At 48.7% G+C, this 15,129-nt stretch carries 18 protein-coding genes; 5 read left to right on the forward strand and 13 right to left on the reverse strand.

Going from position 1 to position 15,129, the window contains the following annotated elements; all coding sequences use genetic code 11:
* The first annotated feature begins 45 nt into the window (after positions 1 to 45).
* Positions 46 to 222, forward strand: a complete 177-nt coding sequence (locus tag AZ66_RS31315) for a hypothetical protein (RefSeq protein WP_156159939.1) — start codon at positions 46 to 48, stop codon at positions 220 to 222.
* Between the two features lie 67 nt (positions 223 to 289).
* Here the strand turns inward: AZ66_RS31315 and AZ66_RS10025 are convergent, their stop codons facing one another.
* The 4 genes from AZ66_RS10025 to AZ66_RS10040 all read right to left on the reverse strand — a co-directional run bounded on the left by AZ66_RS10025 (position 290) and on the right by AZ66_RS10040 (position 3,743).
* Positions 290 to 1,117 carry a purine-nucleoside phosphorylase gene (locus AZ66_RS10025; RefSeq protein ID WP_044354727.1) on the reverse strand — a complete coding sequence of 276 codons (828 nt, stop codon included), beginning with the start codon at positions 1,115 to 1,117 and terminating at the stop codon, positions 290 to 292.
* 97 nt (positions 1,118 to 1,214) lie between these two features.
* Positions 1,215 to 2,405, reverse strand: coding sequence for a phosphopentomutase (locus AZ66_RS10030; protein ID WP_044354716.1), 1,191 nt, complete (start codon positions 2,403 to 2,405; stop codon positions 1,215 to 1,217).
* Between the two features lie 63 nt (positions 2,406 to 2,468).
* Positions 2,469 to 3,398 (reverse strand): site-specific tyrosine recombinase XerD, encoded by a 930-nt coding sequence (xerD, locus tag AZ66_RS10035; protein ID WP_044354717.1) that lies wholly within the window; start codon positions 3,396 to 3,398, stop codon positions 2,469 to 2,471.
* A gap of 108 nt (positions 3,399 to 3,506) precedes the next feature.
* On the reverse strand, positions 3,507 to 3,743 hold the full coding sequence (locus tag AZ66_RS10040; RefSeq protein WP_021261742.1) for a DUF4227 family protein: 237 nt from the start codon (positions 3,741 to 3,743) through the stop codon (positions 3,507 to 3,509).
* A gap of 213 nt (positions 3,744 to 3,956) precedes the next feature.
* Between AZ66_RS10040 and AZ66_RS33525 the strand changes: the two genes are divergently transcribed.
* Positions 3,957 to 4,997: a S8 family peptidase gene (locus AZ66_RS33525; protein ID WP_331436894.1), complete on the forward strand. Its 1,041-nt coding sequence runs from the start codon at positions 3,957 to 3,959 to the stop codon at positions 4,995 to 4,997.
* Positions 4,937 to 5,371 (forward strand): S8 family serine peptidase, encoded by a 435-nt coding sequence (locus AZ66_RS33530; protein WP_331436895.1) that lies wholly within the window; start codon positions 4,937 to 4,939, stop codon positions 5,369 to 5,371. The genes AZ66_RS33525 and AZ66_RS33530 overlap by 61 nt, the downstream gene beginning before the upstream one ends.
* Positions 5,372 to 5,510: 139 nt before the next feature.
* Here the strand turns inward: AZ66_RS33530 and fur are convergent, their stop codons facing one another.
* The 4 genes from fur to AZ66_RS10070 all read right to left on the reverse strand — a co-directional run bounded on the left by fur (position 5,511) and on the right by AZ66_RS10070 (position 8,655).
* Positions 5,511 to 5,972, reverse strand: coding sequence for a ferric iron uptake transcriptional regulator (gene fur / locus AZ66_RS10055; protein WP_021261745.1), 462 nt, complete (start codon positions 5,970 to 5,972; stop codon positions 5,511 to 5,513).
* 125 nt (positions 5,973 to 6,097) lie between these two features.
* The gene (gene spoIIM, locus AZ66_RS10060; protein ID WP_036621077.1) at positions 6,098 to 6,739 is read right to left on the reverse strand and encodes a stage II sporulation protein M; all 642 of its coding nucleotides are present in this window, start codon (positions 6,737 to 6,739) and stop codon (positions 6,098 to 6,100) included.
* 85 nt (positions 6,740 to 6,824) lie between these two features.
* The gene (locus AZ66_RS10065; RefSeq protein WP_044354719.1) at positions 6,825 to 8,069 is read right to left on the reverse strand and encodes an endonuclease Q family protein; all 1,245 of its coding nucleotides are present in this window, start codon (positions 8,067 to 8,069) and stop codon (positions 6,825 to 6,827) included.
* A gap of 4 nt (positions 8,070 to 8,073) precedes the next feature.
* Positions 8,074 to 8,655 carry an NUDIX domain-containing protein gene (locus AZ66_RS10070; RefSeq protein ID WP_044354720.1) on the reverse strand — a complete coding sequence of 194 codons (582 nt, stop codon included), beginning with the start codon at positions 8,653 to 8,655 and terminating at the stop codon, positions 8,074 to 8,076.
* Between the two features lie 96 nt (positions 8,656 to 8,751).
* On the opposite strand from AZ66_RS10070, the gene AZ66_RS31320 reads away from it, so the two are divergent.
* The gene (locus tag AZ66_RS31320; RefSeq protein WP_156159940.1) at positions 8,752 to 8,910 is read left to right on the forward strand and encodes a hypothetical protein; all 159 of its coding nucleotides are present in this window, start codon (positions 8,752 to 8,754) and stop codon (positions 8,908 to 8,910) included.
* A gap of 225 nt (positions 8,911 to 9,135) precedes the next feature.
* Here the strand turns inward: AZ66_RS31320 and AZ66_RS10075 are convergent, their stop codons facing one another.
* The gene (locus AZ66_RS10075) at positions 9,136 to 10,266 is read right to left on the reverse strand and encodes a M20/M25/M40 family metallo-hydrolase (RefSeq protein ID WP_021261749.1); all 1,131 of its coding nucleotides are present in this window, start codon (positions 10,264 to 10,266) and stop codon (positions 9,136 to 9,138) included.
* A gap of 81 nt (positions 10,267 to 10,347) precedes the next feature.
* On the opposite strand from AZ66_RS10075, the gene prli42 reads away from it, so the two are divergent.
* Positions 10,348 to 10,449: a stressosome-associated protein Prli42 gene (gene prli42, locus AZ66_RS31325; protein ID WP_005546772.1), complete on the forward strand. Its 102-nt coding sequence runs from the start codon at positions 10,348 to 10,350 to the stop codon at positions 10,447 to 10,449.
* 120 nt (positions 10,450 to 10,569) lie between these two features.
* On the opposite strand, the gene lipB is transcribed toward prli42, so the two are convergent.
* The 4 genes from lipB to AZ66_RS10100 form a co-directional block, all read right to left on the reverse strand.
* Positions 10,570 to 11,286, reverse strand: a complete 717-nt coding sequence (gene lipB, locus AZ66_RS10085; protein ID WP_082061521.1) for a lipoyl(octanoyl) transferase LipB — start codon at positions 11,284 to 11,286, stop codon at positions 10,570 to 10,572.
* A gap of 41 nt (positions 11,287 to 11,327) precedes the next feature.
* Positions 11,328 to 12,719, reverse strand: coding sequence for a dihydrolipoamide acetyltransferase family protein (locus AZ66_RS10090; protein ID WP_044354724.1), 1,392 nt, complete (start codon positions 12,717 to 12,719; stop codon positions 11,328 to 11,330).
* A 92-nt stretch (positions 12,720 to 12,811) separates the two neighbouring features.
* Positions 12,812 to 13,795, reverse strand: a complete 984-nt coding sequence (locus tag AZ66_RS10095) for an alpha-ketoacid dehydrogenase subunit beta (RefSeq protein ID WP_044354725.1) — start codon at positions 13,793 to 13,795, stop codon at positions 12,812 to 12,814.
* A complete protein-coding gene (locus AZ66_RS10100; RefSeq protein WP_021261753.1) occupies positions 13,786 to 14,817 on the reverse strand; it encodes a thiamine pyrophosphate-dependent dehydrogenase E1 component subunit alpha in 1,032 nt (343 codons plus the stop codon). Before AZ66_RS10100 ends, AZ66_RS10095 begins: the two co-directional genes overlap by 10 nt.
* Between the last annotated feature and the right edge of the window lie 312 nt (positions 14,818 to 15,129).

Here is a 15,129-nt window from a genome sequence, read left to right on the forward strand (position 1 = left end):
GGTTCGATTGACAGTGAGATACGAAAGGGCTTGGAGCAGTTACATTTGTGGAAGAACGGCAAGCTGATGATTCCTGTACTGAACAGCAAGGACTATCAAGCGCTGCATCGCATTGCCGATCTCATTACGGCGGATTTGATCAGACTGTTCGAGGATTATCGTTCTATGCTGGTTCAAGCGTATCACGCCTCTCCTTTCGCGCATTGCTGGAACCATAGATAAGGCCGCTGCTACTGCCCCATCAACGGACAGCCGTACAGCGGCCTTTTTTCACATGTTAATTTGTTTTTTACATCACTGGGATAATCCCGATAACAAGCTTGAGGAATTGGTCGCGAACGAGTTCTGCCGTCTCCATGACCTCATCGTGCGACAATGGCTGATCCAGAATGCCTGCCGCCATGTTGCTGATACAGGAGATGCCGAGCACTTCCATGCCTGCATGCTGTGCGACAATTACTTCGGATACCGTCGACATCCCTACAGCGTCGCCGCCTAAGATACGAAGCATGCGGATTTCCGCAGGCGTCTCGTAGTTAGGCCCAAGAAAGCCGACGTATACACCTTCCTGTAATTCAACGCCCTGCGAAGCTGCAACGTCCTTCGCCTTCTGGCGAAGCTGCGGGCTGTACGCCTGAGACATATCCGGGAAGCGTACCCCGAGACGGTTGTCGTTCGCACCAATCAGCGGATTGCACCCAGTCATGTTCAAATGATCGGAAATGATCATCAGATCCCCAGGCTTATAGGAAGTGTTGATCCCGCCTGCCGCATTCGTCACGAGCAGCTTGGACACGCCAATTGCCTTCATCACGCGAACCGGGAATGCGGTCAGTTCTGGTCCATATCCTTCGTACATATGGAAGCGGCCCTTCATCATCGCTACTGTACGGCCCGCAATCTTGCCGATCAGAAGCTCGCCCGCATGGCCTTCCACAGTCGATACAGGGAAATGCGGAATGTCCCCGTATGCAATCGTTACAGGCTGTTCCACCAATTCTACCAGCACACCTAGTCCAGATCCCAAAATCAATCCTACTTCAGGCGTCTCACTAATCTTAGATTGGATATAAGCCGCTGCCTCTTGAATATGATCGTGTGTAATTGTGTTGCTCATCTTATTTCCCCCATTCATCATTGTCCGATCAGAATCGATCGGTTGTAACATTATCTTCATCATGCTGTTCAAAATGTGTTGTTGTTCCCTTTGCCCCTTACAGTTGTTGCAAAAAGCTTGTGCCTACTTGAGGTTGCCCTGCTCGAAAATTATCTGCGATCGTAGCACCTAAATCTGCATATGTGGTACGAACCCCGAGAGATTGACCTGCATGCAGGGAAGGGCTGTACAGCAGAAGTGGAACATACTCCCTCGTATGATCGGTACCCGTATGTGTCGGATCATTTCCATGATCTGCCGTAATGACTAATAAATCATCCGGCCCGATTCTATCCATCATCTTAGGAAGGGCAGCGTCGAACTCCTCCAATGCCTTTGCATAGCCTGCCGGATCACGGCGATGTCCGTACAATGAATCGAAATCCACTAAGTTGACGAACAGCAGCCCTTCAAATGATTGATCTAGCAACTCGATCGTCGTGTCGATGCCATGTGCATTGCTCTTGGTCGGATAAGAAGCGCTTATTCCTTCTCCCGAGAAGATGTCATTAATTTTCCCCACCGAAATAACATCCTTGCCTGCCTGCTGCAGCAGATTGAGCACGGTATTTGCTGGGGGCTTGATTGCATAATCATGGCGATTCGGCGTTCTCGTGAATGCACCTGGCTTGCCAACATAAGGCCGTGCGATAACACGGCCGACAGTGTGTGGTTCACACAATGTCAGCTTCCGGGCGATCTCACAAGCGCGATATAGCTCATCAAGTGGAATAATATCCTCATGCGCAGCAATTTGGAACACGCTGTCCGCAGATGTGTATACGATCCACGATCCAGTCGCCAGCTGTTCCTCGCCATACTCGTCAAGGATTTCGGTACCCGATGCTGGCTTGTTGGCCAACACTTTGCGGCCTGTTTCTTGCTCGAATGCTTCGATCAGCTCTTTGGGAAATCCATTTGGATACGTATTGAAAGGTGAAGTAATGCGAAGACCCATCAACTCCCAGTGACCGGTCATCGTGTCTTTGCCCACTGAAATCTCCGCCATCTTGCCATATACGCCTTCTGGACACTCGGCAGCCTTCAAGCTGCCGAGATCTGCGATATTGCCTAAGCCAAGGCGCTGTAAATTCGAGAGTTTGATACTCGGTTTATGCTCTATGATATGTCCCAAGGTATGTGTACCCGCATCGCCAAATTGCGATGCGTCTGGCAGTTCCCCAATGCCAACACTGTCCAGAACAATAACTGCAATGCGTCCAAATTGCTTGCTGCTCCCTCTATCCACGGTTACCACTCCTTCTCTTTCTTCGTCTTAGATTATGTTAAGGAGATTTGAACCATACTCCCGCTATTTCTTCTTCGCTCTTGGATGGGCGGAGGTATATACGTCCTTCATACTTGACTTCCTCATATGCTCCACATACCGCTGTGTGGTCGCAAGCTCTGCATGCCCGAGCATTTCTTGCACTGCCCGCACATCCGCACCATTCGATAATAAATGAACAGCGAACGAGTGCCGCAGCGTGTGGGGCGTAATAGGAAAGGATACATTTAACTCTTCTGCATATTTTTTGACCATTTTCCAAAAACCTTGGCGTGACATCCTTTGTCCACGCACATTGACAAAGAGCGCAGTATGCTCGCTAGTCTCCAATCCATCAGCCTGCGAAGAAGAGGATAATAATTGAGGCCGAGCATCTTTCAAGTATCGTTCCAACGCTTCAGCCGCAACCTGTCCGAGAGGCACAACACGCTCCTTGCCGCTCATGCAGCGCAGAAACCCCAGCTTAGGCTGAACATCCTCCATATTAAGCGACATAAGCTCCGACACTCGAACTCCTGTCGCATATAAAGTCTCCAGCATCGCCCGATCGCGAATCCCTAACGGATTGCTCTCGTCAGGTAATGCCAACAACCGCTCTGTATCTTGTAATGACAAGATCTCTGGCGCTTTGGAAGATGCCTTTGGGCGCTCTACTTCATAGGATGGATCCAGCTTCAAATTCCCTTCACGGATACAGAAATGGAAAAAGGATCGTAGTGAGGCTGCAATGCGCGCAATACTCGAGGCCGCACGTCCATCCCGCTTCAATTGATACATATAATGATTCACATGATACGCACGAATGTCGTCCACCATGCTCACATTGTCAGCGACTGATGCGATGAACATCTGTATATCACGCATATAGGCTTCTCGCGTATTCGAGGACACTCGCCGTTCATGTATTAAATAATCTCGGTATGCTTCCACCTGTTGTTCGATTAAGCCTGCCATCGTACTATACTCCTTACCTTGCGACTTTCATATCTGCAAATATAAGCAACTGCTCTACAATAATTCCACAACACGAGTGTAAATCCCTTCCCTTGTCCGAACAGTCCGCTACTCGCCCAACCAATAGTACAACCGCAATCGTTCTGTGAACGTCATATGTTCTCTATCCAAGCCATCCTCCCAGCGAAAGACCTTAACTGCCTTGCCATGTGGCTCGCGGTACTTGTCCACCGGATAAATCCAATCACTGACGGCCCCCATAATATGAGCAACCGCATAGGTCATCATGAGGAATAACGCCATAAACTTGATTCGTCTTAATAGAGCTCGCAAAGGCACTATCACACTGCTCATCCCCTTTCGCTGGGCAAGTTCAACTCTCCTGTAACATATGATGCCAAGCATTCGGATATGCGGTTCATCTCTGTATTCCCTTTGAAATTCACTGCTAAAAACATTTCACCGTTCCATATCTGTCTCATACGATACAACAAGGCATTCCATTCCACTTGTCTAAGAAGCTGCACAAATTCGTATCGAACTGGAGGGCTAGCAAGCATGCGCACCTTATCACGCATGTTGAAGGCGGCTGTCAGCAGCCGTCCTCATCGCAAAGCTGTACGTAAAATGATCATTTTAAAAGACGAAAAAAGCTACAATGCATGCATACTCGAACTCAAAAAATTTGGCATTACCCCAGTAAAACAAGTGGGTTCAGCTAATATGCTGTGTTGTCATATGGACGGCAACCATCATGCCTTGCAGCGATTGAAGAAGCACCCCAGCGTCCGCAGAATTGAAACGGATGCGAGAGTAAGGGCACATATTTATCCCTTATCGTACTATCCTGCAAGTCAGATCCTGAATTCTGTTACAGCAGAACCTACTTCCAGCAAGCAAATTCCGTGGGGAGTCAAGCGCATACAGGCTCCAGAAGTATGGAAATCATCCCAGGGGAAGAGCATAAAGGTAGCCGTAGTCGACACAGGGGTATCGGCTCATCCTGATCTCAATATTTCGGGTGGTGTGAACACGATTCGCAAGGGAGGTTCCTATAAAGACGATAATGGCCACGGAACACATGTAGCAGGGATTGTTGCTGCACTTGGGAAAAGTGGTATGCAGTATGGCGTTGCCCCAGAGGTCAAACTGTATGCTGTAAAGGTACTGGATCAGTCTGGTGACGGATATGTGTCAGATATTGTGGAAGGGTTGGAATGGTGCATACGCAATAACATGGATGTCATCAATATGAGCTTAGGACTGAATGGTGCCAGTGCATCACTACGCTCTATGGTCAAACGGGCGCATCGCAATGGCATCGTGATCGTGTCCTCAGCCGGAAATGCAGGAAGAAGCAGCGGCAAAATCGATCAGCCTGCCAGCTACCCGGAAGTCATCGCAGTAGCCGCCACTGACAAAAACAATCGCATTGCATCATTTAGCAGCCGCGGACGTGGCATTAATGTTGCTGCGCCTGGCAGCGATATTGTATCCACAAGCAATAAAAAGGATTCGTCACAAATTCAGGAACATCCATGGCTGCCCCACATGTATCAGGTACAGCTGCATTACTGCTTGCTTACAACCGCAAGGTAAAACCTTCCCTTATTCGCAAGCTGCTCATGGAGACTGCGAGGCCTCTGAACGGCTACTCTCGCCATTCACAAGGATCTGGCCTTATTCAAGCAGACCACGCCTTCTCTTCACTCTCTGTTGCCGCTCAGCAAGAAGTAGAAGCCAGCGAGGGTCTCGAATCAGCGCATTCGACTCCAGCCATCCCTACTCAGGCTGCAGCCGCTTCCCGACGCAAGCACAGTTCGAAGGTGCTGGTAAATCGCCGCAGCAGTCGTCAACGCGCCACCCGTCATTCTCAAGCCGTTGTCCCTCGGCATTCCTCCATCCGCACCAAAAGTACCTCTGCCATTTATCTCAAACGTCAAGTGCAGCGAAGAAGAAAGTTATCAACGTAATCTTCAATTATGTAATTGCCCAAGCAATAAAGCCTCGGCAATCCTGCCGAGGCTTCCTCATCATATCCATCTTCATTCGCTGCTATCGACCTGCTGTCATAGCGTAGCGCCATTCCAATTCCCTGTTGAATGCTTGCGGTTATTCCGCCTGCTCTTCTGCTTGCTTCTCCCGGCAATTCTTACAAATGCCTTGGAAATCCAAACGATGATCTACGACAGTAAATTGAAATTCTCGCTCTAAGCGCTCTTCCAATGGCCCAAGCCAATCCTCACGGATTTCTTGCATAGAGCCGCATTGGACACATATCAAATGGTGATGATGGTGCTTATTCGTATCACCGCGCAAATCATATCGTGCAACGCCGTCGCCGAAGTTCATCTTCTCCACGACATGCAGCTCACTTAACAGTTCCAATGTACGATATACGGTGGCAAGACCGATTTCAGGCGCTTTCTCTTTCACGAGCATGAATACGTCCTCAGCACTAAGATGATCTTCTTCATTCTCGAGCAGGACGCGCACGGTTGCCTCGCGCTGTGGTGTCAGCTTGTACCCTTGGGATTGAAGTTGCTGCTTAATCTTCTCAATCCGCGCTTCCAATGGTCTCCCCCCTTGCCTGCCATCCACGTTTCATTTGTATCACTTCTATATATTATAGGGGGAGAACGCAAGCAGTGTCAAATGAATTGCACAAAGTCAATATTCTTGGTGTTGTCTATTCTTGATCACATTGTCAATATTGGAACTACCCATCTCATTAGAAGAGGTGACACCCAAGTTGCAACAGCTGCAACTCCTGCCATTCCTACTAAGGATACAGATTGCAGTGTCATGAAGCGCTGCAGAGGCTCTCGCAAGGATTGCATCCTAGGAACGAACAATCGATTTTTCAGAATATGCATCGCAAATACCATAGACGCAACGCTTGCAATCATCAGCAGAGGAATCGCAATAATATTATGCGGGGCGACTGAGACTAATGCGAATAATACGCCTTTCCATGCATACTGACTGATGAGTGTCCCCACCGAAAACCCGATAAACACACCCTTCGCAAATACAAGTGCAAGCACAAGCGGAAATCCGATTATCGATATGCCAAGCAACGCAATTAATGCAATCCATTTGACATAGAACATCGTCGAGTTCAAGAACGTCGCTCCACTATTCCCCACCTGATTAGAAGCAGCAGACTCTTGTCCCATTGTGGACACAAACTGACTCACATGATTCCCGATATCCTGCTGTTGTTCCAATGTCAGTGCATTCACGAGCAAGGAACCGAATACAACGCCGACGAGGAAGAGAACGGACACGAAAATATATAAATGGAGCTGAGAGCGAAAAGAGTGAGCAATTGGCTTCATGGATGATGCCCCTTTCGAGTAAGTTGAAGCGACGAATACCTCGTCCATCCAGCTTATGCTCCTGCTCGTCCCTTTATGATTCGAACTATTCTCCTGTAATTACTTTGCCGTATGTGCCTCCACCGCCGCTTTGTAGAGACAGCTGTCCGCTTCTAGCGAGCACAATAAGTTCTGCTGTTGCTTGTCCAACGACTTGCTTGAGCTCCTCCTCCGTTGCATGGTGCAGCACGTTCATCTCCGTTCCGAAATGCTCCAGCAGCTTGGCGAGTGTTCGCTTCCCTACACCAGGGATGAATTCAAGTGGAATCTGCATGCAATATGGCGGGCGATGAGCTGGAATCTCCGATTGTTCGCGATCTGCGATAGAACGTATCCGCTCGGATACACCACGGATGAACTTCGTCGAACCACATTCTGGACATCTTGGCTGTACCTGATTCCGGTCGGTATCTGTGGTATCTATGGAAGCAGTACTGTCTACAACGTGGCCACATTTCGCACAAGACGTGCGATGATACTTCCCAAGCCGCGGATTAAGACCATAATTGGCTGTAACCCCGCGTCCACCTTCCCTACGCAAGGCCATTGCCCACTCCCTGAATGTTGGTGAAGCCATGGCAAGTGCATTGTACTCCCTTGCAATTTTACTTAGTGAATGTGCATCTGAATTCGTCAGCAATGTAAATCGATCCAACTCAGAGATACATCCCGCCATTTCCGTATCAGCACTTAAGCCCAACTCCACAGCATCTATAATCTCCAGATCGAGCACATCTGCCATTCTGTCTGCACAGTTCCCATATATGCTCTTAAAAGGTGTAAATACATGCGCGGGCACGAACAATCCGCCATATGCCGCAGTTTCTTCCTGCAGTGCCCGCCCTGGCAAGTACACACGCTGGGACGATAAACTCATGTTGGTGACATGAGGGGACAGCCAATTCGAGAATCGTTCCATCGCATGGATACTCGGCAAATAGCACAGCACATGTGCAATGCCATATTCCTCTTCACGAATTTCGAGCTCAGTTCCTAGAAATATCGTGGTATTCTTATACCGGATACCACCATCCTGAAGTTCCTCCATCTCGCCTTTATCTAGAAGCGTTGCGATGTCCCGCAGTACTCCCGGCGCATGCGCATCAATGATGCCAATCAGATGAACCCCTTTGTGTTCGGAAGCTTCATGTGCTATTGCCTCGAAGGTCAAGTTGCGGCTCGCGCTGATTTTCACAGGCTGTCCTTCCGAGGTGCTGCCTATATGAATATGGAAGTCTCCATACATGGTATGCAACTCTTCATGCTGTCCACTTCTTGCTGCGTTCTCCATTCGGTTATACCGGCCACTTTCCTGTTAGTTTGTAAATTTGCCATGCATACATCGCATTGATAGTCTTTGCATCGCTAATTCGCCCTGCGCGCATCGCAGCGAAAGCTTCCTCTAGCGTCATCTCATCTACTTCCAAAAATTCATCCTCGTCCGTATGTGCTTCGCCGGCTATCAATTGATCTGCAACGTACAAATGAATGATTTCATCCGCAAAACCAGGCGATGTAAAGAAGGAGCCTAATGGAATGAGTTGATCTGCAAGATACCCAGTCTCCTCCGCAAGCTCACGCATTGCAGCTACGATTGGCTCTTCACCCGGATCAAGCTTTCCTGCAGGAATCTCAACCTGATTGCGGCCAAGAGGTTTACGATACTGTTCAACAACAAGCATTTTGTCCTCTTTGATCGCTAATACCGCAACAGCTCCTGGATGACGGACAATCTCCCTTGTTGCAGTGGAACCGTTAGGCAGCGTAACCGTATCTACCTGAAGCTTAATGATCTTCCCGTCAAAAATAGGCTTCGTCTCGATCGTAACTTCTTCTAATGGGTTGCTTGCCCGTTCAGAACCTCGTTGTTCATTCATATATTCGTGCTCCTTTTATGTACATATTTCCGTACCGCTGAACATACCCATTATATCATTACGGCTTGTCCGATTCGATCCGGGAGTGATGAATGGATGCAACGCATATATCAAGCACAGCAAATGCTGTTAGTAGGCAAGAAGCAAGAAGTAATCGTCGAACTGCGTCGTCTCATGATGCGCCATGGTGGAGACACCCCACTGACTCGGATACTGGACAGCCAACCCGCCACCCGGAAGTTATCCAGCAAATAGCTTACCTCTTGGCGGCTTCCGCTGTTCTGTCCTTTTGTCCTTACCATGCTTAATCCCCTTGCATCTTATGCACAATAGAACCGTTTCAAAACAATTAAGCCCTTGTTCATGAATGGTATCGAACAAGGGCTTATCCTATCAGCACAACTGTGCTGAGCATTATAATCATTTCATTCATTTCCTGCAATAATCAGCCAAGAGCAAGCTTCATGTTTATTGCATGCATTATGCTTGTGCAGCTTGTTGAATAATCGCGACTACCAATTCACTCGTCTTCACCAAGTCGGATACGTGAATACGCTCCTTCGTCGTATGGATGTCCAAGTATCCTACTGCCAAGTTAACGGTAGGTACACCCATGCCGTTGAAGATATTTGCATCACTGCCGCCGCCAGAATGGAACAAGCGCGTCGTTGCGCCAATACTCTCAATAGCACGCTTCGCGAGCTGAACAACTTCATCTTTCTCTGTGAATTGGAATGCAGGGTACACGATGTCACTATGGAACTCGGCTTTTGCTCCACATTCCTCTGCAGCACTCTCGAGCGCTTCCTTCATTGCCTTCACTTGAGCTTCAACCTTATGCTGTACGATACTGCGGGCTTCCGCATGCAGCTTCACATAGTCGCATACAATGTTCGTCGCGCCACCGCCTTCGAATTTGCCGATATTCGCAGTCGTTTCGTGGTCAACGCGTCCAAGCGGCATACGGGAGATCGCTTTGCTGGCAACTTGAATTGCACTGATGCCATCTTCCGGATTCACGCCAGCATGCGCAGACTTACCGAACACTTCCATTGTAATCTTCGCTTGCGTAGGAGCCGCAACTGCAATAGCTCCAATCTCACCATTTGAGTCCAGCGCATAACCGAAGTCAGCCTGTAAGTAGTTGCTGTCCATTGCACGAGCGCCTACAAGGCCGGATTCCTCACCTACTGTAATGATAAACTGGATCGAACCGTGTGGTGTATTCGATTCTTGAATGAGTCGAATCGCTTCGAACATAGCAGCAAGACCTGCCTTGTCGTCTGATCCAAGAATCGTCGTACCGTCACTGCGGATATATCCATCTTCGCCAAGCTGCGGCTTAATGCCATTGCCCGGTGTAACAGTATCCATATGGGAGGTGAAGAACAAACGCTTTGCGTTCTCTTGACCTTCTGTTGCTGGCCAGTTCACAATCAGGTTGCCTGCTCCATGTCCCGTTGCAGACGTTGTATCATCTTCCGTTACCTGGAGGCCAAGTGCCTCGAACTGCTGTTTCAACGCATCACAGATCGCGCGTTCGTTTCTCGTCTCGCTATCAATTTGAACCAATTCCATAAAGTGCTTTACAAGTCTTTCCTGTTGAACCATATCTCTTTCCTCCAAACGTTTATTTAAGGTACAATAGAGAATAACTCATGATCTTATTGATGAAAGGAGTTCTCTGTTCTTATGCAATCCAAACGATGGTTTAAAATCATTATATATGTCATGCTCGCCGCGATGCTCGCATCCACCGTGCTTGTGATTGTCGAGCCATTTATATATGGCTAGTGCTTCAAGCTGATCCATGCTAGGGGTACCTAGCTGCATCTCTTCTTGCAACCACATAAGCAGAGCAGCTACGGGACAAGCCATGCGAGCAATCGCATGGCTTGAACTTTTTGCAGCCTCCTACACCAACATCGAAGTGTCAATCTTGGCCGCATCGAATCCGAAAACATGAATAAAATGAGGCAGCAACAATTGGCCTACTTGCTCCACCGTGAAGGTTTGACCTGTGCAATCCTCCAGTGATGTTACCCCATACTCGCTAATTCCACACGGAATAATGCCTGAGAACCCTTCATGCTGGATGCCGCTCTTCACATTGAGTGCAAAGCCATGGCTGGTTACGAAGCCACGACGTCGTCTGCATTTATTGAATTTCACACCGATCGCAGCTATCTTAACATTGCCAACCCACACACCGGTATACTCTGGCTTGCGGCTTCCGATTACACCAAATGTCGCAAGAAATTGAATAATCGCTTCTTCCAATGATCGCAAATACCCGTGAAGGTCAAGCTGTGGCCCATCCAATAGCACTAACGGATAACCAACTAGCTGTCCTGGACCGTGATATGTAATATCCCCGCCACGATCAATCTCATACAGTGCAATTCCTTGCCGCTCCAGTTCTTCCTTGCTTAGCAGCAAATGCTCCGGATGGCGCTGTGAACCGATTGTATACGTAGGAGGATGCTCTAGCAGCAGCAGCGTATCTTCTCTCGTCCCATCATCAATGGCATGAACGAGTTCCTTCTGCATATCCCATGCTGCGCCATATTCGACACGCCCCATATGGGTTACACGAAGAACCTTATCCGCTTTGTTCCATTCATTATTCATTGTCATCACGCTTTCTTCCGTCGATTCGTGCTGATTCTATTTTAATACACTTTCGTGTCCAATGAGAAGCTTTCGAGATTTTCTTTCACGCGTTGTAAAAATCTACCGCAAATTACGCCATCTAATATGCGGTGATCCAACGACAGACACATATTCGCTATCGAGCGGACGGCAATCATGTCATTAATCACAACAGGCTTCTTCACGATCGATTCAAAGGTAAGAATTGCAGCCTGCGGATAATTAATGATCGGATAAGATAGGATGGAGCCGAACGACCCCGTATTATTAACGGTAAATGTCCCACCCTGCATATCATTCGGAGACAATGTTCCCTCTCTTGTCTTCCGTGCCAGCTCATCAATCTCTCGTGCCAACCCCGCAATGTTCTTCTGATCAGCCTTCTTAATGACAGGTGTTAATACAGAATCTTCTGTACCTACAGCCAAAGACAAGTTAATGTCACGCTTCACGATAATCTTATCGACAGCCCACACCGAGTTCATAATTGGATAGTCCTTGATCGCATTGACGATCGCCTTCAGCACGAATGCCAAATAAGTCAGGTTAATGCCTTCCTTGCGCTTGAATTCATCCTTAATCTTATTGCGAAGCTGTACAAGATTCGTAACATCGACTTCAATTGTCGTCCAAGCATGCGGAATTTCAGAGACGCTCTGGCGCATACGCGTTGCGATTGTATGCCGAATCGGTGTGACATCGATAAAGGTCTCTCCATTGCCAGCTTGTGTTCTTCCTTCTACTTCAATCGAAGGAATACGCGGCGTCTCTGTAAGATGAAGTCCAGTGTTGCGCACATGCCCGCTTGCATGCTGCACCGCACTTGATTGCGGGGCTGCACTTGCTCCATCAGCTATTCCTATACCAGACGACGAGACTGGTGCATTGCCAACTGTAGCAGCACTTGATGGCGTTACTACGGTTTCTCCACCAGCTTCAATTGTAGCCATTACATCTTTGCGTGTAATGCGGCCGCCCAATCCAGAACCAGCCACTCGCTGCAAATCAATTCCGTGCTCCTGCGCAAGTCGCTGCACGGCGGGTGAATACCGATTTCGCATATCCTGCCCTGTCTGCCCCGTTTGATTTACTGGAGCGTCCGCTGAATGGCCCTGATTCTGCTCAGAGGCACCTGCAGCTGACGATGGCACTGATGCAGCAGCTTGTGACTGAACACGGCAGATTACCGCGCCTACCGCAACGGTTTCGCCTTCATGCGCCACAATTTCCTGCATAATGCCTGCTTCTGTTGCTGGCAATTCAGCTACGACCTTATCTGTAATCACTTCACAAATCGGTTCATACGCATCAAAGGCCTCCCCTGGACGTTTCAGCCACTTGCCGATAGTCGCCTGTACGAGGGATTCTGCCAACTGCGGCATCAATACTTCTGTTCCCTGATTTGAAGACATCGTTTCACACTCCCGTTCTGTACGGTCGAAAGAGAAGTTCCGTCATAGGCTGTGCCATGTCTCTCTCCTCCTTCATACCGTCTGCCATTCGATTAGAAGATCGCCAATTGGCGCATCGCTTCCTTCACTTTGTCCTTATTCAGCATGAAGAATTTCTCCATCGGAGGACTATAAGGCATTGCAGGCACATCCGGTCCGCACAGACGTTGAATCGGCGCATCGAGATCATAGAGCAGCTCTTCTGCAATGATTGCCGCTACCTCTGCCCCGACGCCGCCAGTCTTGTTGTCCTCATGAATAATCAGCACTTTGCCGGTCTTAGAGACAGCTTCAAGTATCGCTGTTCGATCAAGCGGTTGAATTGTACGCAAGTCCAGTACATGTGCGCTGATGCCTTCCTTCGCCAATTCTTCTGCAGCTTGCAATGCATAATGGACTGGCAAACTGTAAGCAATAACTGTTATATCCGTTCCTTCGCGAACTACATTCGCTTGACCAATCGGTACTACGTAGTCCTCAACTGGAACCTCTCCCGAAATCATTCGGTAGCACTTCTTATTCTCGAAGAAGATAACCGGATCAGGATCACGAACTGCTGCCTTCAGCAGGCCCTTGGCATCGTATGCCGTTGCAGGTGCAACTATCTTTAGCCCTGGTGTTCCGAAGAATACAGATTCCGGGCATTGTGAATGGTACAACCCCCCTGCAACACCGCCGCCAATTGGTGCACGTATCACAAGTGGACAGGTCCAGTCATTGTTTGAACGATATCTAATCTTAGCAGCCTCACTAATGATTTGGTTCGTTGCTGGGAACATGAAGTCCGAATACTGCATCTCAGCAATTGGCTTCATTCCTACCATTGCGGCTCCAATTGCAACGCCGGCAATGGCCGACTCTGCAAGCGGGGTATCTAACGATCTAGCTTCGCCAAATTGTTCATACAGCCCCTTGGTTGTTGTGAAGACGCCACCTTTGACGCCGACATCTTCACCGAGCACGAATACATTACTGTCTCGCTCCATCTCTTCCTTCATTGCAAGTCGAATTGCGTCAATATACTCTATTACTGCCATGTTCCCTGACCCTCCTCCGCGTAGACATGCTTCAGTGCTTCTTCCCCTTGCGGGAACGGCGCCTGTTCGCCAAATGCGGTTGCGTCATCGAGCACAGCTTTCAGTTCAGCGCGCAGAGCAGCATCTTCATCTTCAGACCAGATGCCGCATTCAATCAGATAGGACTTGAATCGAGGAAGACCATCCTTATTCCGGTGCTCCTCCACTTCTTCCTTCGTACGATATACCATGTCATTATCCGCAGTTGAATGGGGAGACAAGCGGTACATGACTGCTTCAACCAACGTAGGCCCCTCACCTCGGACAGCACGTTCACGCGCTTCCTTCATAACCCGGTACACTTCTAACACATCACAGCCGTCAACCTGAACCCCTGGGAAGCCATAACCCAAAGCTCGATCACATACGCGACCAGCAATTTGCTTCGCAATCGGAACAGAGATGGCATATTGATTGTTCTCTACCATAATGATTGTTGGCAGCTTATGAACTCCTGCGAAGTTGCAGCCCTCATGGAAATCTCCCTGATTGCTGGAACCTTCTCCAAGCGTCACAAATGACACAGAATCTTCATTGCGCATCTTCGCTGCCAGAGCTATGCCTACCGCATGTGGAACCTGTGTCGTTACTGGACTAGAACCTGTTACGATACGCAGCCGCTTGCAGCCGAAATGACCTGGCATTTGGCGCCCACCGCTGTTCGGATCGCCCGCTTTGCCGAACAAGGCGAGCATTAGTTCACGCACGGTCATACCAACCGACATGACAAATCCATAATCTCGGTAATAAGGCAGGAAATAATCTTTCTGATGATCGAGCGCAAAAGCCGCGCCAATTTGCGCAGCTTCTTGGCCAATGCCCGATACATGGAAGTTGATTTTACCGGCACGCTGCAGCAGCAGCGCACGTTCATCGTACATGCGTGCAAGAAGCATCATGCGGTACATTTCCTGTGCCTGCTTATGGGTTAGGCCAAGCTCTTCATGTCTCGTCTGCTGACGAGTCGTCATATCTGGTGTCATGGAGTCATCCTCCTTTATTATCGCATTATCCGTTCTTTGACCGTTGCAGGGAGCAGCATCGCACTCTCCTGCACACAAGTCAATGAACAGTGGTCAGTTATCTAATACCAGGTACTAAGACTAGAGTCTAAAAACTATTATACTCTGAACATCCCCAAAAGAAAACGTCAGACTATTCTCATCCCCTTATAGATTCAACGCATGACCATCAACAGCAAGCATTGCCTCGCCCATAATCTCGCTTAATGAAGGATGAGGATGGATGACTTCGCCCACTTCCCATGGTGTTGCATCAAGCCATTGTGCAACTGC

Origin of the sequence: Paenibacillus sp. E194 (assembly GCF_000935845.1) — a bacterium.
Lineage (GTDB): Bacteria > Bacillota > Bacilli > Paenibacillales > Paenibacillaceae > Paenibacillus_B > Paenibacillus_B alvei_B.